Consider the following 19,053-nt stretch of genomic DNA (forward strand, 5'->3'; position numbering starts at 1 on the left):
AGTCCAGCCTGCACCAATGCTTTCCTTGTCGCAAATTAAAATGATCAGTTTTAAAGCAGGTGCTAAATTTATCTATCAGCCTTAGGAATTAATAGCTTGAGAGTGTTAATTTATGAGCAGCTGGCGTATAAATTGTAAATTGTTTGTACTAGCATAATCGCAGATTAAACATGATGTATCCGGCATATCTCCCGGACGACATCGGCTATTTGGGTAGAGTGGTAATGAGTAAACAATCCCAACATGTTTTAGTTACCTTACCTCATCCTCTACTGCGCATGGCCAGTTTAGGTCTGGTGGCTTTCATTTTTACGCTATTCTCGCTGGAACTGTCACGTTTCGGTGCGCAACTGGCCCCGCTTTGGTTCCCAACGTCAATCATGATGGTGGCTTTTTACCGTCATGCGGGAAAGATGTGGCCGGGAATCGCGCTGGCTTGTTCATTTGGTAATATCGGCGCGTCCTTACTCTTCTTCCCCGGTGAATCGCTGAGCTTCACCTATACGGCCATCAACATTATTGAGGCTGTCGTTGGCGCAATGCTATTGCGGAAACTGCTGCCCTGGTACAACCCCTTACAAAATCTTAACGACTGGGCGCGCCTGGCATTTGGCAGCGCCGTGGTTCCCCCTGTGTTGGGCGGCTTGTTACTGTGGTTATTGCTGCCAAAGGAAACCTCGTTAAATACTTTTCTTATTTGGGTCCTGTCAGAATCCATCGGCGCGCTGGCGCTGGTGCCGTTAGGTTTGCTGTTTAAGCCCCATTATCTGCTTCGCCACCGCGACCCGCGGTTACTGCTGGAAACCGTCATCACACTTCTGGTGACCTTGACGTTCAGTTGGCTGTCCATGATGTATCTTCCATGGCCTTTTACCTGCGTTATCGTCCTGTTGATGTGGAGCGCTGTTCGCCTGCCGCGAATGGAGGCATTTTTAATTTTCCTCAGCACCGTGATGATGGTCTCGATGATGTTGGCCGCAGACCCTTCTCTGCTCTACATCCCCAAACCCAACTTAATGACCAGCCTGCCGTGGCTGCCGTTTTTGATGATCCTGCTGCCGGCCAATATGATGACGATGGTGATGTACGCGTTTCGGGCCGAACGCAAACATATCTCTGAAAGCGAATCGCGCTTTCGCAATGCCATGGAATATTCCGCGATTGGTATGGCGCTGGTGGGGACCGAAGGGCAATGGCTCCAGGCGAATAAAGCGTTGTGCCAGTTTCTGGGCTACAGCCAGGATGAGCTACGTTCGCTAACCTTCCAGCAATTAACCTGGCCGGAAGATCTGAACAATGATCTCGAACAGCTGGATATGCTGGCGCGCGGAGAAATCAACAGCTACTCCATGGAAAAACGTTATTACACGCGCTCCGGTGATGTCGTCTGGGCCTTGCTGGCCGTTTCGTTGGTGCGTCATAGCGACAATACCCCCCTCTACTTTATTGCGCAGGTTGAAGATATTAACGATCTGAAGCATACCGAGTGGATTAACAAGCGGCTGATGGAGCGCATTACCCTCGCCAACGAAGCCGGGGGAATCGGAATCTGGGAATGGGAGCTACAGCCTGACGTAATCAGTTGGGATAAGCGCATGTTTGACCTCTATGAAGTCCCTGCGCATATCAAACCCAGTTGGCAAGTCTGGTATGACTGCGTTGTGCCCGAAGATCGTGAACATGCTAAAAATGTCATTCGCGATTCGCTGGCCGCACGGGCCCCCTTTAAGCTCGAGTTTCGTATTGCGGTCAAAGATGGCGTGCGGCATATCCGCTCACTGGCAAACCGGGTACTGAATAAAGACGGTGAAGTTGAACGCTTCCTTGGCATCAATATGGATATGACCGAGGTGAAGCAGCTTAACGAAGCGTTGTATCAGGAAAAAGAACGTCTGCACATTACACTGGATTCGATTGGCGAAGCGGTGATTTGTATTGATGTTGATATGAACGTGACCTTTATGAATCCGGTCGCAGAGAAAATGAGCGGCTGGCAGCAGGAAAGCGCCATCGGCATTCCGCTGCTGACGGTACTACGTATTACTTTCGGCGACAACGGTCCGCTGATGGAAAATATCTACAGTGCTGACATGTCGCGTACGGCCATCGAGCAGGAAGTCGTTCTGCATTGTCGCAACGGCAGCAGTTATGACATTCAGTACAGCATCACCCCCCTTAGTACTCTCGATGGCGGCAGCATTGGCTCGGTGCTGGTGATTCAGGATGTCACCGAATCACGTAAAATGCTGCGCCAGCTTAGCTATAGCGCCTCGCATGACGATCTGACGCAGTTGGCAAACCGCGTCAGCTTCGAAAATCATCTAAAACAGTTATTGCATACGGTTCACGACACGCACCAACAGCATGCTTTGGTTTTTATCGATCTCGATCGTTTTAAAGCCGTAAACGATAGCGCCGGTCACGCCGCAGGCGATGCCCTGCTACGCGAACTCTCTTCACTGATGCTAAGCATGCTGCGTTCCAGCGATATGCTGGCGCGCCTTGGCGGCGACGAGTTTGGTCTGTTGCTGCCGGATTGTAATATCGAAAGCGCCCGCTTTATCTCAGGTCGCATCATCAGCGCCATCAACGATTATCATTTCATGTGGGAAGGCCGCTTGCACCGTATTGGCGCCAGTGCGGGGATTACGCTCATTGATGAAAAAAACCATGTCGCCAGCGACGTCATGTCTCAGGCGGATATTGCCTGTTATGCGGCGAAGAACAGTGGGCGTGGGCGAGTCTGCGTGTATGAACCCCAGCAAAGCGAGGCTCATGCTGCGCGAAGCCAACTGTCATTGGATGAACAAAGACACACCATTACGCACAATCCAATGTTAATCATCGCCAGGGGCGTGGCCTCCCCGCGTATACCAGAGACGTTTAGCTTCTGGCTCCTCTCGCTGCGTTTAGGGACAGCTGAAGGGGAGATTATTGAAGAACACGCTTTCCGTGCCGGGCTGGTCGATCCTACATTAAATCAGGCGCTTGACCGCCGGGTATTCACCGAGTTCTTCCAGAGTGCTGCCCCGGCCGTCGCCAGTAAGGGACTCAGCATTGCCCTGCCCCTTTCCGCCGCCGGGCTGCTGAATACAGAACTTGTTGACGAACTGCTGGGGCAACTGCAAAGAAGTCCGTTACCACCACGACTACTGCACCTGACCGTTCCGTCTAACGTGATAAAAACAAACCCAACGCAGGCTATATCCACATTACATCGACTGCGTCAGTGCGGATGTCGAATTATTTTAAGTCATGTCGGTCGCGATTTAGAGCTGTTTGACAACCTGAAGTATCGCATGGTTGATTACCTGCTGCTCGACAGCGAGCTAAGTGCCAGCGCCCACGGTAACGTGATTGACGAAATGTGGGTGTCCATTATCCAGGGCCATGCTCAGCGTCTGGACATTAAAACCATCGCCGGCCCGGTGCAGTTGCCGCTGATCATGGATGCGCTTTCTGGCATCGGGATTGATATGATTTATGGCGATATCATTGCCGACGCCCAACCGCTGGATCTGCTACTGAATACCAGTAATTTCGCCATCAACTGACGGCTGCCAGCCATCCGTATACCAGATATGTAATAACGCATAGGAGCGCCAGGGTTTCCAGCGCTCTGCATACCGCCGTATCTGGGCGGGCGTCATGCCGGCAAAACGTTGTTTAATCAGATAGTCATCCGGCAGAAAAACATCTTTCGCCTGCCAGCCCCGCAGCGCAAAGTAGTTGGCGGTCCAGCGCCCTATTCCGGGGAACGTTTGCAGATGTTTGACGCCTTGCTCGATATCGGCAGGCGCTTGCGTCGCAAGCGTTCCATCCAGCGTCGCGCGAGCCAGATGAATTAACGCTTCAGCGCGTTTGAGCGGCATCCCTAACGCTTTCAGGTGTAATGGTTCAGCATCAGCGAGCGCTTCAGGGGTAGGGAAACACACATACTCTGGGGCATCCTCCAGCGTTTGCCCATAAGTATGCGCCACTTTCGCCGTCAGTTTCGCCGCCATAGCCACGCTGACTAACTGCCCTAAAATCGCTCGTACTCCTTGTTCAAAAGCATCGACACTGCCCGGCAAACGCAGTCCCGGACGCGCTGCTCCAAGGCTTCCCAGCGCGCTGGCTATTTGCTGCGGGCAACAGGTAAGATCGAATAAACGTGTCATTTTAGCCAGACACTCTGCGGCCACCGGCTGTAGCCCCTGACTCAACGTCACGTGTAGTTGATGGGTGTGTAGATCCGGTATCACGCGCACCAGACCACGATGATTCCCGACGGACAGGCTTCTGACATAACGCAGATCCCCCACGGTTTCTACCCCTTCCACCGCACGGGCGGCCAGGAACCCCAGCATCCAGGGCCAGTCGTAAGGCGGTTGCCAACTCAGCGTGAACATTGCATTTTCCTTTTCCAGCAAACCTACAGCATAAACGGTATTCAAACGATACGCCTTGCTTTCATATTCCAGTTGTCGGGACGTCAACATTTCGTTAAAGTCACGCCCCTTCTTCACTGGCATGGGGATTTTTACGGTGTTTATTGGTTTTGACTACGGTACGGCAAACTGTTCAGTGGCCGTTATGCGAGACGGGCAGCCACAGTTGCTCAAAATGGAAAATAACAGCACGCTTCTGCCCTCAATGCTTTGTGCGCCAACACGCGAAGCGGTCAGCGAATGGCTGTATCGGCATCACGACGTTCCAACCACGGATGATGAAACGCAGGCGTTACTGCGCCGTGCGATGCGCTATAACCGCGAAGAAGATATCGATGTTAATGCCAACAGCGTGCAGTTCGGTCTGGCTTCGCTGGGTCACTATATTGACGATCCGGAAGAGGTGTACTTCGTTAAATCACCAAAATCCTTTCTCGGTGCCAGCGGTCTGAAACCGCAGCAGGTTGCGCTGTTTGAGGATCTGGTCTGTGCCATGATGCTGCATATTCGTAATCAGGCACAAAGCCAGTTGCCGGAAGCCATCACCCAGGCCGTTATTGGTCGCCCAATCAACTTCCAGGGTTTAGGTGGCGATGACGCCAATATTCAGGCGCAAGGTATCCTTGAACGTGCGGCAAAACGCGCTGGTTTTCAGGATGTCGTCTTTCAGTACGAACCGGTAGCAGCTGGTCTGGATTACGAAGCCACGCTGCAGGAAGAAAAACGCGTATTGGTCGTGGACATTGGCGGGGGTACAACCGACTGTTCATTGTTGCTAATGGGACAACAATGGCATCAACGCGCCGATCGCGAAAACAGCCTGCTGGGGCACAGCGGCTGCCGCGTAGGCGGGAACGATCTGGATATTGCGCTGGCATTTAAACACTTGATGCCGCTCCTCGGCATGGGTGGAGAAACGGAAAAAGGCATCGCCTTACCGATTCTGCCCTGGTGGAACGCGGTCGCGATTAACGATGTCCCCGCGCAAAGTGAGTTCTACAGTAGTGCCAACGGACGCTTATTAAACGATCTTGTACGTGACGCCCGGGAAGCCGATAAAGTCGCGCTGTTGCTCAAAGTCTGGCGCGAGCGTCTGAGCTACCGCCTGGTGCGCAGCGCAGAAGAGAGCAAAATCGCGCTGTCCGACCAGAACATAGTTACGGCGGCAATACCGTTTATCAGCGAAACGCTGGCCACCGATATCAGTCAACACGGACTGGAAACCGCGCTTAATCAGCCCCTGGCGCGCATTCTCGAGCAGGTGCAACTGGCGCTGGAAAACGCGCAGGAAAAACCGGACGTGATTTACCTGACCGGCGGCAGCGCGCGTTCGCCGCTGATCAAAAAAGCTCTCGCAGAGCAGCTTCCGGGGATCCCAATTGCCGGTGGCGATGATTTCGGTTCCGTTACCGCCGGACTGGCCCGCTGGGCTGAGGTTGTTTTCCGCTAAGCCGCTCGCAAGCTGAAAGGTGTGCATATTGACATCACCGTTGCTGTGGCTTATTTTCAGGAGTGAGGGTTAGGGAGGGTTTCCCCTCCCCCTGGTGTCTTAGTAAGCCGCGAAGCTAATGACTAAGAATATCACCAGTATGATGACGTGCTTCATCATAACCCTTTCCTTATTTTGGCCCCTTCCTCGGGAGGGGCTTTCCCGTTCCAGCGTCCCGCTGAAATCTCTGGCTTACCTCCTTTTTGCCTTGAACGCACTCTAACGCACTATTTCTTGTTCGCCGTTTTCAGCGCTAAATGTTGCGTAACGCCTCGCAAAGCCGCATCAGTATTCAGACGAATCCCGACAGTGTTTCATAATTCCTCCATTTTTCTCCCTTGTTCGCTGGCTAAACTAGTATCATTCCGCGAATCGTTTCAGGATGAGAAACCCATAACAATGAAAGGCAGTAACAAATCCCGCTGGGTGATAGCAACTGTGATCGTCGTGACCGCCATCGCCGCATTCTGGTTCTGGCAAAGCCGCAGTGAACCCCAGGGCACCGCACCCGGCGCGACCAAACCAGCGCAGCACTCGCCAGGAGCTGGGCGTCGTGGTATGCGTTCCGGGCCGTTGGCTCCCGTTCAGGCCGCCACCGCCACCGAGGAAGCCGTTCCACGTTATCTGACGGGGCTAGGCACTATTACTGCCGCCAATACCGCTACGGTGCGAAGCCGGGTAGATGGCCAGCTCATCGCGTTACACTTCGAGGAAGGGCAACAGGTAAAAGCCGGCGACTTGCTGGCAGAGATAGACCCCAGCCAATTTAAAGTTGCTCTGGCTCAGGCGCAGGGGCAACTGGCAAAAGATAAAGCCACGCTGGCGAATGCCCGTCGCGATCTTGCGCGTTATCAGCAGTTGGTAAAAACCAATCTGGTCTCCCGCCAGGAGCTGGATGCCCAACAGGCGCTGGTAAATGAGACGTTAGGGACAATCAAAGCGGATGAAGCCAGCGTCGCCAGCGCCCAATTGCAGCTCGACTGGAGCCGTATAACCGCGCCTGTCGATGGACGGGTCGGTCTGAAACAGGTGGATGTTGGCAACCAGATTTCCAGCGGTGATACCACCGGCATCGTCGTCATTACACAAACCCACCCCATCGACTTGATATTCACCTTACCCGAAAACGACATCGCCACCGTGTTGCGGGCGCAAAAATCGGGGAACCCGCTGAAGGTCGAAGCCTGGGACCGTACTAATTCGCAAAAACTCAGCGAAGGCGTCCTGCTGAGCCTCGACAATCAAATCGACGCAACCACCGGAACCATCAAAGTTAAGGCCCGGTTTAACAATCAGGATGATGCCTTATTCCCAAATCAGTTCGTTAATGCCCGCATGCTGGTCGACACGGAACAAAATGCCGTTGTTATCCCCACAGCAGCCCTGCAAATGGGTAATGAAGGTCACTTTGTCTGGGTGCTTAACAGCGACAATAACGTCAGTAAACACCTGGTTAAACCGGGTATCCAGGATAGCCAGAAAGTGGTGATTGCCGCCGGACTGTCCGTGGGCGATCGCGTAGTGACCGACGGTATTGACCGCCTGACGGAAGGGGCCAAAGTTGAAGTCGTAGAGGCGCACGACACCTCTGTAACAGACGAAAAAACTACGCCGCGCGGCTACGGAAAAAAAGGAGCTAACTCCTGATGCAGGTGTTACCTCCTGGCAACTCAGGCGGCCCATCGCGCCTGTTTATTCTGCGCCCCGTCGCCACCACGCTGCTGATGGTCGCCATTTTATTGGCAGGTATTATTGGTTATCGCTTCCTGCCGATCGCCGCTTTACCAGAAGTGGATTACCCCACAATTCAGGTCGTAACGCTCTACCCCGGTGCCAGCCCGGACGTTATGACTTCGGCGGTGACCGCGCCGCTTGAGCGTCAGTTTGGACAAATGTCCGGCTTAAAACAGATGTCCTCGCAAAGCTCCGGCGGTGCTTCGGTCGTCACGTTGCAGTTTCAACTGACGCTCCCGCTGGATGTCGCCGAGCAGGAAGTTCAGGCCGCCATTAATGCCGCTACCAATTTATTACCGGGCGATCTGCCTAACCCGCCGGTCTACAGTAAAGTAAACCCGGCGGATCCACCGATCATGACGCTGGCTGTCACCTCCAGCGCGATGCCGATGACGCAGGTGGAAGATATGGTCGAAACCCGCGTCGCCCAGAAAATCTCTCAGGTTTCCGGCGTGGGTCTGGTGACGCTTTCCGGTGGGCAACGTCCGGCTGTCCGCGTGAAGCTTAATGCGCAGGCCATTGCCGCGCTCGGTCTGACCAGCGAAACCATCCGTACGGCCATTACCGGCGCCAACGTCAACTCGGCTAAAGGCAGTCTTGATGGCCCAACGCGTGCCGTCACGCTCTCAGCTAACGACCAGATGCAGTCTGCGGATGAATATCGTCAGCTTATTATTGCCTATAAAAACGGCGCGCCGGTTCGTCTGGGCGATGTCGCAAACGTTGAGCAAGGGGCAGAAAATAGCTGGCTGGGCGCATGGGCCAATAAGCAACAAGCCATTGTGATGAATGTTCAGCGCCAGCCGGGGGCAAACATCATTTCCACTGCTGACAGCATCCGCCAAATGTTGCCGCAGCTCACTGAAAGCCTGCCTAAATCAGTAAAGGTCAGCGTGCTTTCCGATCGTACAACCAATATTCGTGCATCCGTAGCCGACACCCAGTTTGAGCTGATGTTGGCGATTGCACTGGTTGTTATGATTATCTACCTGTTTCTGCGCAATATCCCGGCAACGATTATACCCGCGGTCGCCGTGCCGCTGTCGCTAATTGGCACCTTCGCGGTGATGGTTTTTCTTGATTTCTCTATCAATAACCTGACCTTAATGGCGCTAACCATCGCCACCGGCTTTGTGGTGGATGACGCCATCGTGGTGATTGAGAACATTTCACGTTATATCGAAAAAGGCGAAAAACCGCTGACCGCCGCCCTGAAAGGTGCGGGCGAGATTGGGTTTACCATCATCTCTCTGACATTTTCACTGATCGCCGTGCTGATCCCGCTGTTGTTTATGGGGGATATCGTGGGCCGGTTGTTCCGCGAGTTTGCCGTTACGCTGGCCGTGGCGATTCTGATTTCCGCCGTCGTATCACTTACCCTCACGCCGATGATGTGCGCGCGTATGCTTAGTCAGGCCTCGTTACGTAAGCAGAACCGCTTTTCCCGCGCTTCGGAGCGAATGTTTGATCGCATTATCACCGGGTACGGGCACTGGCTGGCTAAAGTGCTTAACCATCCGTGGCTGACGCTCAGCGTGGCGCTTGGCACGCTGGCGCTAAGCGTCATGCTGTGGGTCTTTATTCCAAAAGGCTTTTTCCCGATACAGGATAACGGCATCATCCAGGGCACGCTGCAGGCACCGCAGTCCAGCTCGTTTGCCAGCATGGCCCAGCGTCAGCGTCAGGTCTCAGATGTCATCCTGCAAGATCCGGCGGTTGAGAGCCTGACCGCTTTTGTTGGCGTGGACGGCACCAATCCGGCATTAAACAGCGCACGTATGCAAATCAACCTTAAGCCACTGGATGAACGCGACGATCGCGTGCAGAAAGTGATCGCGCGGTTACAAGAGGCAGTAAACAACGTTCCCGGCGTCGACCTCTATCTGCAGCCTACGCAAGACCTGACGATTGATACTCAGGTCAGCCGGACGCAATATCAATTCACGCTGCAAGCAACCTCCCTGGATGCGCTCAGCACCTGGGTTCCCCAACTGTTGGAAAAGCTACAACAGCTACCGCAGGTGTCTGATGTCAGCAGTGACTGGCAGGACAAAGGGCTGGTAGCCTATGTGAACGTCAATCGCGACAGCGCCAGCCGTTTAGGTATCAGCATGGCAGATGTCGATAACGCCCTGTACAACGCCTTCGGCCAACGCCTGATTTCAACCATCTATACGCAGGCAAACCAGTATCGCGTCGTGTTAGAACATGACACCGACACGACGCCAGGGCTTGCGGCTATGGAGACTATTCGTCTGACCAGTAGCGACGGTGGCGTGGTGCCGCTCAGCGCTATCGCCAGCATTGAACAGCGTTTTGCTCCGCTGTCGATTAACCATCTCGATCAGTTTCCGGTGACAACCATCTCGTTCAATGTGCCAGACGACTATTCATTGGGCGATGCGGTACAGGCGATTCTGGATGCCGAAAAAACGCTTAACCTGCCAGCGAACATTACCACCCAGTTTCAGGGCAGTACGTTGGCCTTCCAGGCCGCGCTGGGCAACACTATCTGGCTGATTGTGGCGGCGGTTGTCGCGATGTATATCGTACTCGGCGTGCTGTATGAAAGCTTTATTCACCCGATTACCATTCTCTCCACGCTGCCCACGGCAGGCGTTGGCGCACTGCTGGCGTTAATGATTGCCGGCAGCGAACTGGACGTCATTGCGATTATCGGCATTATTTTGCTCATCGGTATCGTCAAGAAAAACGCCATCATGATGATCGACTTTGCCCTGGCCGCAGAGCGCGAACAGGGTATGGCGCCGCGTGAAGCTATTTTCCAGGCCTGTCTGCTGCGTTTTCGCCCGATCCTGATGACCACGCTGGCGGCGCTGCTGGGCGCATTGCCCCTGATGTTAAGCACCGGCGTGGGCGCAGAGTTACGCCGTCCATTAGGGATTGGCATGGTCGGCGGTCTACTGGTAAGCCAGGTATTAACCCTGTTCACCACCCCAGTGATTTATCTGCTGTTTGACCGTTTATCGCTGTATGTGAAAAGCCGCTTCCCACGTCAGGAAGAGGAAGCGTAAATGAAATTTTTCGCGCTTTTCATTCATCGTCCGGTGGCGACTATTCTCATTTCTGTGGCCATCACTCTGTGCGGCATACTGGGCTTTCGTCTGCTACCGGTGGCCCCGCTGCCGCAGGTGGATTTCCCGGTGATTATGGTCAGCGCCTCATTACCCGGCGCGTCTCCCGAAACGATGGCCTCCTCTGTCGCCACCCCGCTGGAACGCTCTCTGGGCCGCATCGCGGGCGTGAACGAAATGACTTCAAGCAGTTCGCTTGGCAGCACACGCATTATTCTCGAATTTAAATTCGACCGAGACATCAACGGCGCTGCGCGAGACGTTCAGGCCGCAATCAACGCCGCACAAAGCCTGCTGCCTAGCGGAATGCCCAGTCGCCCAACGTACCGCAAAGCTAACCCTTCCGACGCGCCGATCATGATCCTGACGCTCACTTCTGATACGTATTCCCAGGGTGAACTGTACGATTTTGCGTCGACCCAACTGGCGCAAACCATCGCGCAAATCGACGGCGTGGGTGACGTGGACGTGGGAGGAAGTTCTCTGCCTGCCGTGCGCGTAGGACTCAACCCACAAGCGCTGTTTAACCAGGGCGTATCGCTGGACGACGTGCGTAGCGCAATCGACAACGCCAACGTGCGTAAACCGCAGGGAGCTATCGAGAGTGAAACCCATCGTTGGCAGGTACAAACCAACGATGAGCTGAAAACGGCAGCCGAATACCAACCGATTATCATCCACTACAATAACGGCGCTGCGGTGCGGTTAGGTGACGTTGCGTCTGTGAGCGACTCGGTACAGGACGTGCGCAATGCGGGGATGACCAATGCCAAACCGGCCATTCTGCTGATGATCCGCAAGCTGCCGGAAGCCAATATCATTCAGACGGTAGACAGCATTCGGGCTAAATTGCCGGAATTACAAACGCTGGTCCCGGCCTCCATCGATCTGCAAATCGCCCAGGACCGCTCGCCGACCATTCGCGCCTCGCTGGAGGAAGTTGAACAGACGCTGATTATCTCCGTGGCGCTGGTTATCCTGGTGGTCTTTGTCTTTCTGCGTTCCGGACGTGCAACACTCATCCCCGCCGTCGCGGTTCCGGTCTCGCTAATCGGCACATTTGCCGCCATGTATTTGTGCGGATTCAGCCTGAACAACCTGTCGTTAATGGCGCTAACCATTGCCACGGGTTTTGTCGTCGATGACGCCATCGTGGTACTGGAAAACATAGCCCGCCACCTCGAGGCGGGAATGAAACCACTTCAGGCCACGCTACAGGGCACGCGCGAGGTGGGCTTTACGGTTCTCTCCATGAGCCTGTCGCTGGTCGCGGTATTCCTACCGCTGTTGCTGATGGGCGGCCTGCCGGGGCGATTGCTGCGCGAATTTGCTGTCACGCTGTCGGTGGCAATCGGCATTTCCCTGCTGGTGTCACTGACATTAACGCCAATGATGTGTGGCTGGATGCTCAAATCCAGCGCCCCGCGCGAACAAACGCGTAAGCGGGGATTTGGTCGCGTGTTAGTGGCGCTGCAACAGGGCTACGGCACATCGCTTAAATGGGTGCTGCGCCATACGCGGCTGGTGGGCGTGGTATTACTCGGCACCATTGCGCTGAACATTTGGCTCTACATTTCCATCCCAAAAACCTTCTTCCCTGAGCAGGATACAGGCGTATTGATGGGCGGGATCCAGGCTGACCAAAGCATCTCTTTCCAGGCGATGCGCGGCAAACTGCAAGACTTTATGCAGATCATCCGCGACGATCCGGCGGTGAATAACGTCACTGGCTTCACCGGTGGTTCCCGGGTCAATAGCGGGATGATGTTTATTACCCTCAAACCACGCGATGAACGCCGTGAAAGCGCGCAACAGGTGATCGACCGCCTGCGCGTCGCGCTGGCCAAAGAGCCGGGCGCGAATCTGTTTCTGATGGCGGTGCAGGATATTCGCGTCGGTGGACGCCAGGCCAACGCCAGCTATCAGTACACACTGCTGTCCGACGATCTGGCGGCGCTGCGTGAATGGGAACCTAAAATTCGCAAGGCGTTAGCCGCCCTGCCCCAACTGGCGGATGTCAACTCCGATCAACAGGACAATGGCGCGGAGATGAATCTGATTTACGATCGCGACACCATGTCGCGTCTGGGAATAGATGTTGCCGCCGCCAACAGCCTGTTGAATAACGCTTTCGGACAACGGCAGATTTCGACAATTTATCAACCGATGAACCAGTACAAAGTGGTGATGGAGGTTGATCGACGTTACACCCAGGACATCAGCGCGCTGGACAAAATGTTCGTCATCAACAATGACGGTAAGGCGATCCCGTTATCGTACTTTGCCAAATGGCAACCGGCGAATGCCCCGCTGTCGGTGAATCATCAGGGCTTGTCCGCCGCGTCAACGGTGTCGTTTAACCTGCCGACAGGCTCTTCACTTTCTGAAGCGACGGAGGCCATCAACAGAACGATGACCCAGCTTGGCGTTCCCTCGACGGTTCGCGGCAGTTTTGCCGGTACGGCACAGGTCTTCCAGGACACCATGAACTCGCAGGTGATCCTGATTATCGCCGCCATCGCAACGGTCTACATCGTGTTGGGCATGTTGTATGAAAGTTATGTTCACCCGCTGACTATTCTTTCCACACTGCCTTCAGCGGGCGTTGGGGCTTTACTGGCGCTGGAGCTGTTCAATGCCCCGTTCAGCCTAATCGCCCTGATAGGGATCATGCTATTAATTGGCATTGTGAAGAAAAACGCCATCATGATGGTCGATTTTGCGTTGGAAGCGCAGAGAAACGATAAGTTGCCACCGGAGGAAGCCATTTTCCAGGCTTGCCTGTTACGCTTTCGCCCAATAATGATGACCACGCTGGCTGCGCTGTTTGGCGCGCTGCCGCTAGTGTTATCAGCAGGTGATGGCTCCGAACTGCGCCAGCCTTTGGGGATCACCATCGTCGGCGGGCTGGTGGTAAGTCAACTCCTGACGCTGTACACCACACCCGTGGTCTATCTCTTTTTCGACCGTCTGCGTCTGCGTTTTTCACGTAAAAATAGCAAACCGGTAGCAGAGTTATGACAGAACTTCCCGACAGCACCCGCTGGCAACTTTGGATTGTGGCATTCGGCTTTTTTATGCAGTCGCTGGATACCACCATCGTCAATACCGCGCTTCCTTCGATGGCCGCCAGCCTCGGAGAAAGCCCGTTACATATGCATATGGTCATTGTGTCATATGTATTAACCGTTGCCGTAATGCTGCCCGCCAGCGGATGGCTGGCGGACAAAGTTGGCGTGCGCAATATCTTCTTCACCGCCATCATCCTGTTTACGCTTGGCTCGCTGTTTTGCGCCTGGTCCAGCACGCTCAACGAGCTGGTGATGGCGCGCGTCTTACAAGGCGTTGGTGGCGCGATGATGGTGCCGGTTGGCAGACTAACGGTGATGAAAATCGTCCCGCGTGAGCAATATATGGCGGCGATGACGTTTGTCACGTTACCCGGCCAGATTGGCCCATTGCTGGGTCCGGCGTTAGGCGGCGTTCTGGTTGAGTATGCCTCCTGGCACTGGATATTTTTGCTGAACATTCCGGTTGGCATTGTCGGCGCGATAGCAACGTTAATGCTGATGCCCAACTACACCATGCAAACGCGACGCTTCGATCTTTCGGGATTCGCGATGCTGGCGGTCGGCATGGCGGTGCTAACGCTGGCGCTCGATGGCAGTAAAGGAACCGGCATCTCCGGTATCACGCTGGCGGTGCTGGTTATCTGCGGGGCGTTGGCTATTGCGCTATATCTGAAACACGCCCATCGTAATCCACGCGCGCTGTTTAGTCTGAATCTGTTTCACACACCAACCTTCTCGTTAGGTCTGCTCGGCAGTTTTGCCGGACGCATCGGCAGCGGTATGCTGCCGTTTATGACGCCAGTGTTTTTACAGATTGGACTCGGTTTTTCACCTTTTCATGCCGGGCTGATGATGGTCCCGATGGTGCTCGGCAGTATGGGCATGAAGCGCATCGTGGTACAGGTCGTTAACCGCTTTGGCTACCGCCGCGTACTGGTCACTACCACGCTTGGCCTGTCGCTGGTCAGCCTGTTGCTGATGACCACCGCGCTGCTCGGCTGGTATTACGCCCTGCCCTTTGTGCTGTTCTTACAGGGAATGGTCAACTCAACGCGTTTTTCATCCATGAATACCCTGACGCTAAAAGACCTGCCAGACGATCTTGCCAGCAGCGGCAACAGCCTGCTGTCGATGATCATGCAATTGTCGATGAGTATCGGGGTGACTATCGCTGGCCTGTTGCTAGGTATGTTTGGTCAGCAGCATATCGCTATCGACAGCGGCAGTACGCATACCGTCTTTATGTATACCTGGCTGTGCATTGCATTCATTATTGCGCTGCCCGCCATTATTTTTGCCCGCGTGCCGAACGACACGCAAACTAACGCGGTGATCTCACGGCGCAAAAGGAGCACCTGATGAAGTTCTGGCGGCCCGGTATCACCGGCAAACTGTTTCTGGCGATTTTCGCCACCTGCATTGTGTTGCTGATCAGTATGCACTGGGCCGTACGCATTAGCTTCGAACGTGGTTTTATTGACTATATCAAACACGGTAATGAGCAGAGGCTGCAAATGCTCAGCGACGCGTTGAGCGAGCAGTATGAGCAGCATGGCAACTGGCGGTTCTTACGCAATAACGATCGCTTTGTTTTTCAGATCCTGCGCTCTTTTGAACACGACAACGACGATGATAAACCCGGTCCCGGCATGCCGCCGCACGGCTGGCGTACCCAGTTTTGGGTTGTTGATCAAAACGCTCGCGTGTTGGTCGGTCCGCGCGCTCCGGTCCCTCACGACGGTATGCGCCATCCAATCCGCGTCAACGGTAGCGAAGTGGGTGCCGTGATTGCTTCTCCCGTAGAGCGCTTAACGCGAAATACGGATATCAATTTCGACATGCAGCAAAGACGCTCCAGTTGGCTTATCGTCGCGCTCTCCACGATTCTGGCGGCGCTGGCAACGTTTACGCTGGCGCGCGGCCTGTTGGCCCCGGTCAAACGACTGGTGGAAGGCACGCATAAACTGGCTGCAGGCGATTTCACCACCCGCGTGGCGCCGACCAGTACCGATGAGCTGGGCAAACTGGCGCAAGATTTCAACCAGCTCGCCAGTACGTTGGAAAAAAACCAGCAGATGCGGCGTGATTTTATGGCCGATATTTCTCACGAGCTGCGTACGCCGTTGGCGGTGCTACGCGGCGAGCTGGAAGCTATTCAGGATGGCGTACGCCAGTTTACCCCCGACTCCGTGACCTCTTTACAGGCCGAAGTCGCAACGCTCACCAAACTGGTGGACGATCTTCATCAGCTCTCCATGTCCGATGAAGGCGCGCTGGCCTACCAGAAAACCTCGCTGGATCTGATTCCCCTTCTGGAAGTAGCAAGCGGCGCATTTCGTGAACGCTTCGCCAGCCGTGGACTGACGATACAACTTTCTCTCCCGGACAGCATGACGGTATTTGGCGACAGGGATCGTCTGATGCAGCTGTTCAACAATCTGCTGGAAAACAGCTTGCGCTACACCGACAGCGGCGGCGGGCTGCATATCAGCGCTGAACAACGTGAACGAATGGTGTTATTAACCTTCGCTGATTCCGCTCCCGGCGTGAGTGAAGAGCAGTTGCAGAAGCTGTTTGAACGGTTTTATCGCACTGAAGGCTCGCGTAACCGCGCCAGCGGAGGTTCCGGCTTGGGGTTGGCGATTTGCGTCAATATTGTACAGGCGCATAATGGCCTGATCCGCGCCGCTCATTCGCCTTTTGGCGGGGTTAGCATTACAGTAGAGCTACCGCTGGAACGCGATTTACAGAGAGATGTATGACAGAGTTACCCATTGATGAAAACACGCCGCGTATTCTGATCGTGGAAGACGAGCCCAAGCTGGGACAACTGCTTATTGACTATCTGCGGGCGGCAAGCTACGCGCCTACGCTCATCAGCCATGGCGATCTGGTCCTTCCTTACGTACGTCAAACGCCGCCCGATCTGATCTTGTTGGATCTGATGCTGCCCGGCACCGATGGCCTGACACTGTGTCGGGAAATTCGCCGTTTCTCTGAAGTTCCCATCATGATGGTAACCGCAAAAATCGAAGAGATTGACCGTCTGCTGGGACTGGAGATTGGTGCGGATGATTATATTTGTAAACCCTACAGCCCGCGCGAAGTCGTTGCTCGCGTGAAGACGATCCTGCGCCGTTGCAAGCCACAGCGCGAACTGCAACAAATGGATGCAGACAGCCCGTTGATCGTCGACGAAGGTCGTTTTCAGGCGTCGTGGCGGGGGAAAATGCTCGACTTAACGCCTGCGGAATTTCGCTTACTCAAAACGCTGTCACACGAGCCGGGAAAAGTGTTCTCCCGCGAGCAGTTGCTCAATCATCTGTATGACGACTACCGCGTCGTTACCGACCGCACCATCGACAGCCACATTAAGAACCTGCGACGTAAGCTGGAGTCGCTGGATGCAGAGCAGTCCTTCATTCGCGCGGTGTATGGCGTAGGGTATCGCTGGGAAGCCGATGCGTGCCGAATTGCGTAATCAGCGATAGTCCAAATGATATCGGGTAAGGCGAAGCAACCACCAGCACAATGACTTTACCTGCCCGCCCCTCAGCGCTACAATGCCCGCCCTTAATATGGGGGCACTCCCCTAACCGCCTCATTAAGTGAGGCGAGTCTGACCTGTCATCAGAACGAGATAATTATGTTTAAACCGGAACTCCTTTCCCCGGCGGGAACGCTGAAAAATATGCGTTACGCTTTCGCCTATGGCGCAGATGCTGTGTATGCGGGCCAACCGCGTTATTCACTGCGCGTACGCAACAACGAATTCAACCACGAAAACCTGCAGCGCGGCATTAATGAAGCCCATGAACTGGGTAAAAAATTCTATGTGGTGGTTAACATCGCCCCGCACAATGCCAAGCTGAAAACCTTCATTCGTGATCTGAAACCGGTGGTGGAAATGGGGCCGGATGCGCTGATCATGTCGGACCCGGGTCTGATTATGCTGGTGCGCGAGAACTTCCCTGACATGGATATTCACCTGTCGGTGCAGGCTAATGCCGTTAACTGGGCGACGGTCAAATTCTGGAAGCAGATGGGGCTGACCCGCGTGATCTTGTCTCGCGAACTGTCGCTGGAAGAAATTGAAGAGATCCGTACCCAGGTGCCCGATATGGAGATTGAGATCTTCGTTCACGGTGCATTGTGCATGGCCTATTCCGGGCGCTGCCTGCTCTCTGGTTACATCAACAAGCGCGACCCGAACCAGGGCACCTGCACCAATGCCTGCCGCTGGGAATACAACGTGCAGGAAGGGAAAGAAGACGTGGTGGGCAATATCGTACATAAGTACGAGCCGATCCCGGTACAAAACGTCGAACCCACATTGGGTATTGGCGCGCCGACAGATAAAGTCTTTATGATTGAAGAAGCCCAGCGACCAGGTGAGTACATGACCGCGTTTGAAGACGAACACGGCACTTACATCATGAACTCGAAAGATTTGCGTGCTATTGCCCACGTTGAGCGTCTGACGCAAATGGGCGTGCATTCGCTGAAGATCGAAGGCCGTACCAAGTCATACTATTACTGCGCACGTACCGCGCAGGTTTATCGCAAAGCAATTGATGATGCCGCTGCCGGCAAACCGTTCGACCCGCAACTGCTGGAAACGCTGGAAGGTCTGGCGCATCGCGGTTACACCGAAGGGTTCCTGCGCCGCCATACGCATGACGACTATCAGAACTACGAATACGGCTTCTCTGTGTCAGAGCGTCAGCAGTTTGTTGGCGAATTTACCGGCGAACGTAAAGGCGAACTGGCAGCCGTGCTGGTGAAAAACAAATTTACCGTCGGCGACAGCCTGGAATTGATGACCCCACAGGGCAATATCAACTTTACCCTTGAGCAGATGGAAAACGCGAAAGGCGAAGCCATGCCGGTTGCTCCGGGCGATGGCTACACCGTGTGGATGCCGGTACCTGAGGATATCGATCTGAATTATGCCTTGTTAATGCGTAATTTTGCCGGTGAATCCACGCGCAACCCGCATGCTAAGTAGTTAATTACGGTTATTTTTCAGCGTTCGGAAGATTCTTAGAAATCGATCACATACCGTTTCGTTCATTAAGGGTATTATCCCACCCGCTGAAAAACATAACCCATAAATGCTAGCTGTACCAGGAACCACCTCCTTAGCCTGCGTAATCTCCCTTACGCAGGCTTATTTTTTGCCTGCCGTTTAAACTCCCCCGAATATCCCAATTCAAATCACTTTTATCAGGCGA

11 protein-coding genes are annotated in these 19,053 nt (G+C 54.4%); 9 read left to right on the plus strand and 2 right to left on the minus strand.

Annotated elements, in window-relative coordinates:
• The first annotated feature begins 224 nt into the window (after positions 1–224).
• On the plus strand, positions 225–3,554 hold the full coding sequence (locus tag FDW96_RS17135; RefSeq protein WP_042307987.1) for a diguanylate cyclase: 3,330 nt from the start codon (positions 225–227) through the stop codon (positions 3,552–3,554).
• Here FDW96_RS17135 and alkA read toward each other — a convergent pair.
• On the minus strand, positions 3,522–4,391 hold the full coding sequence (gene alkA, locus FDW96_RS17140; RefSeq protein ID WP_042307985.1) for a DNA-3-methyladenine glycosylase 2: 870 nt from the start codon (positions 4,389–4,391) through the stop codon (positions 3,522–3,524). The genes FDW96_RS17135 and alkA overlap by 33 nt on opposite strands.
• Before the next feature lie 136 nt (positions 4,392–4,527).
• Here alkA and yegD point away from each other — a divergent pair, with 136 nt between their 5' ends.
• Positions 4,528–5,880, plus strand: coding sequence for a molecular chaperone (gene yegD / locus FDW96_RS17145; protein WP_137366017.1), 1,353 nt, complete (start codon positions 4,528–4,530; stop codon positions 5,878–5,880).
• A 99-nt stretch (positions 5,881–5,979) separates the two neighbouring features.
• Here the strand turns inward: yegD and FDW96_RS17150 are convergent, their stop codons facing one another.
• Positions 5,980–6,039 (minus strand): type I toxin-antitoxin system Ibs family toxin, encoded by a 60-nt coding sequence (locus tag FDW96_RS17150; RefSeq protein ID WP_137350000.1) that lies wholly within the window; start codon positions 6,037–6,039, stop codon positions 5,980–5,982.
• Between the two features lie 279 nt (positions 6,040–6,318).
• Here FDW96_RS17150 and FDW96_RS17155 point away from each other — a divergent pair, with 279 nt between their 5' ends.
• The 7 genes from FDW96_RS17155 (at position 6,319) to yegQ (ending at position 18,827) form a co-directional block, all read left to right on the plus strand.
• Entirely contained in the window at positions 6,319–7,566 is a 1,248-nt protein-coding gene (locus FDW96_RS17155; RefSeq protein WP_137366018.1) for an MdtA/MuxA family multidrug efflux RND transporter periplasmic adaptor subunit, read from the plus strand.
• Positions 7,566–10,688: an MdtB/MuxB family multidrug efflux RND transporter permease subunit gene (locus tag FDW96_RS17160; protein ID WP_137366019.1), complete on the plus strand. Its 3,123-nt coding sequence runs from the start codon at positions 7,566–7,568 to the stop codon at positions 10,686–10,688. The genes FDW96_RS17155 and FDW96_RS17160 overlap by 1 nt, the downstream gene beginning before the upstream one ends.
• A complete protein-coding gene (mdtC, locus tag FDW96_RS17165; RefSeq protein ID WP_137366020.1) occupies positions 10,689–13,769 on the plus strand; it encodes a multidrug efflux RND transporter permease subunit MdtC in 3,081 nt (1,026 codons plus the stop codon). It begins immediately after the preceding gene.
• Positions 13,766–15,178, plus strand: a complete 1,413-nt coding sequence (locus FDW96_RS17170; protein ID WP_042307431.1) for an MFS transporter — start codon at positions 13,766–13,768, stop codon at positions 15,176–15,178. Before mdtC ends, FDW96_RS17170 begins: the two co-directional genes overlap by 4 nt.
• Positions 15,178–16,581: a two-component system sensor histidine kinase BaeS gene (gene baeS / locus FDW96_RS17175; protein WP_137366021.1), complete on the plus strand. Its 1,404-nt coding sequence runs from the start codon at positions 15,178–15,180 to the stop codon at positions 16,579–16,581. Before FDW96_RS17170 ends, baeS begins: the two co-directional genes overlap by 1 nt.
• Positions 16,578–17,300 (plus strand): two-component system response regulator BaeR, encoded by a 723-nt coding sequence (baeR, locus tag FDW96_RS17180; RefSeq protein WP_019077149.1) that lies wholly within the window; start codon positions 16,578–16,580, stop codon positions 17,298–17,300. Before baeS ends, baeR begins: the two co-directional genes overlap by 4 nt.
• Before the next feature lie 165 nt (positions 17,301–17,465).
• A complete protein-coding gene (gene yegQ / locus FDW96_RS17185; protein ID WP_042307426.1) occupies positions 17,466–18,827 on the plus strand; it encodes a tRNA 5-hydroxyuridine modification protein YegQ in 1,362 nt (453 codons plus the stop codon).
• The last annotated feature ends 226 nt before the right edge of the window (positions 18,828–19,053 follow it).

This window comes from Citrobacter sp. TBCS-15 (assembly GCF_005280815.1).
In the GTDB taxonomy this organism is placed as follows: Bacteria; Pseudomonadota; Gammaproteobacteria; order Enterobacterales; family Enterobacteriaceae; genus Citrobacter; species Citrobacter werkmanii.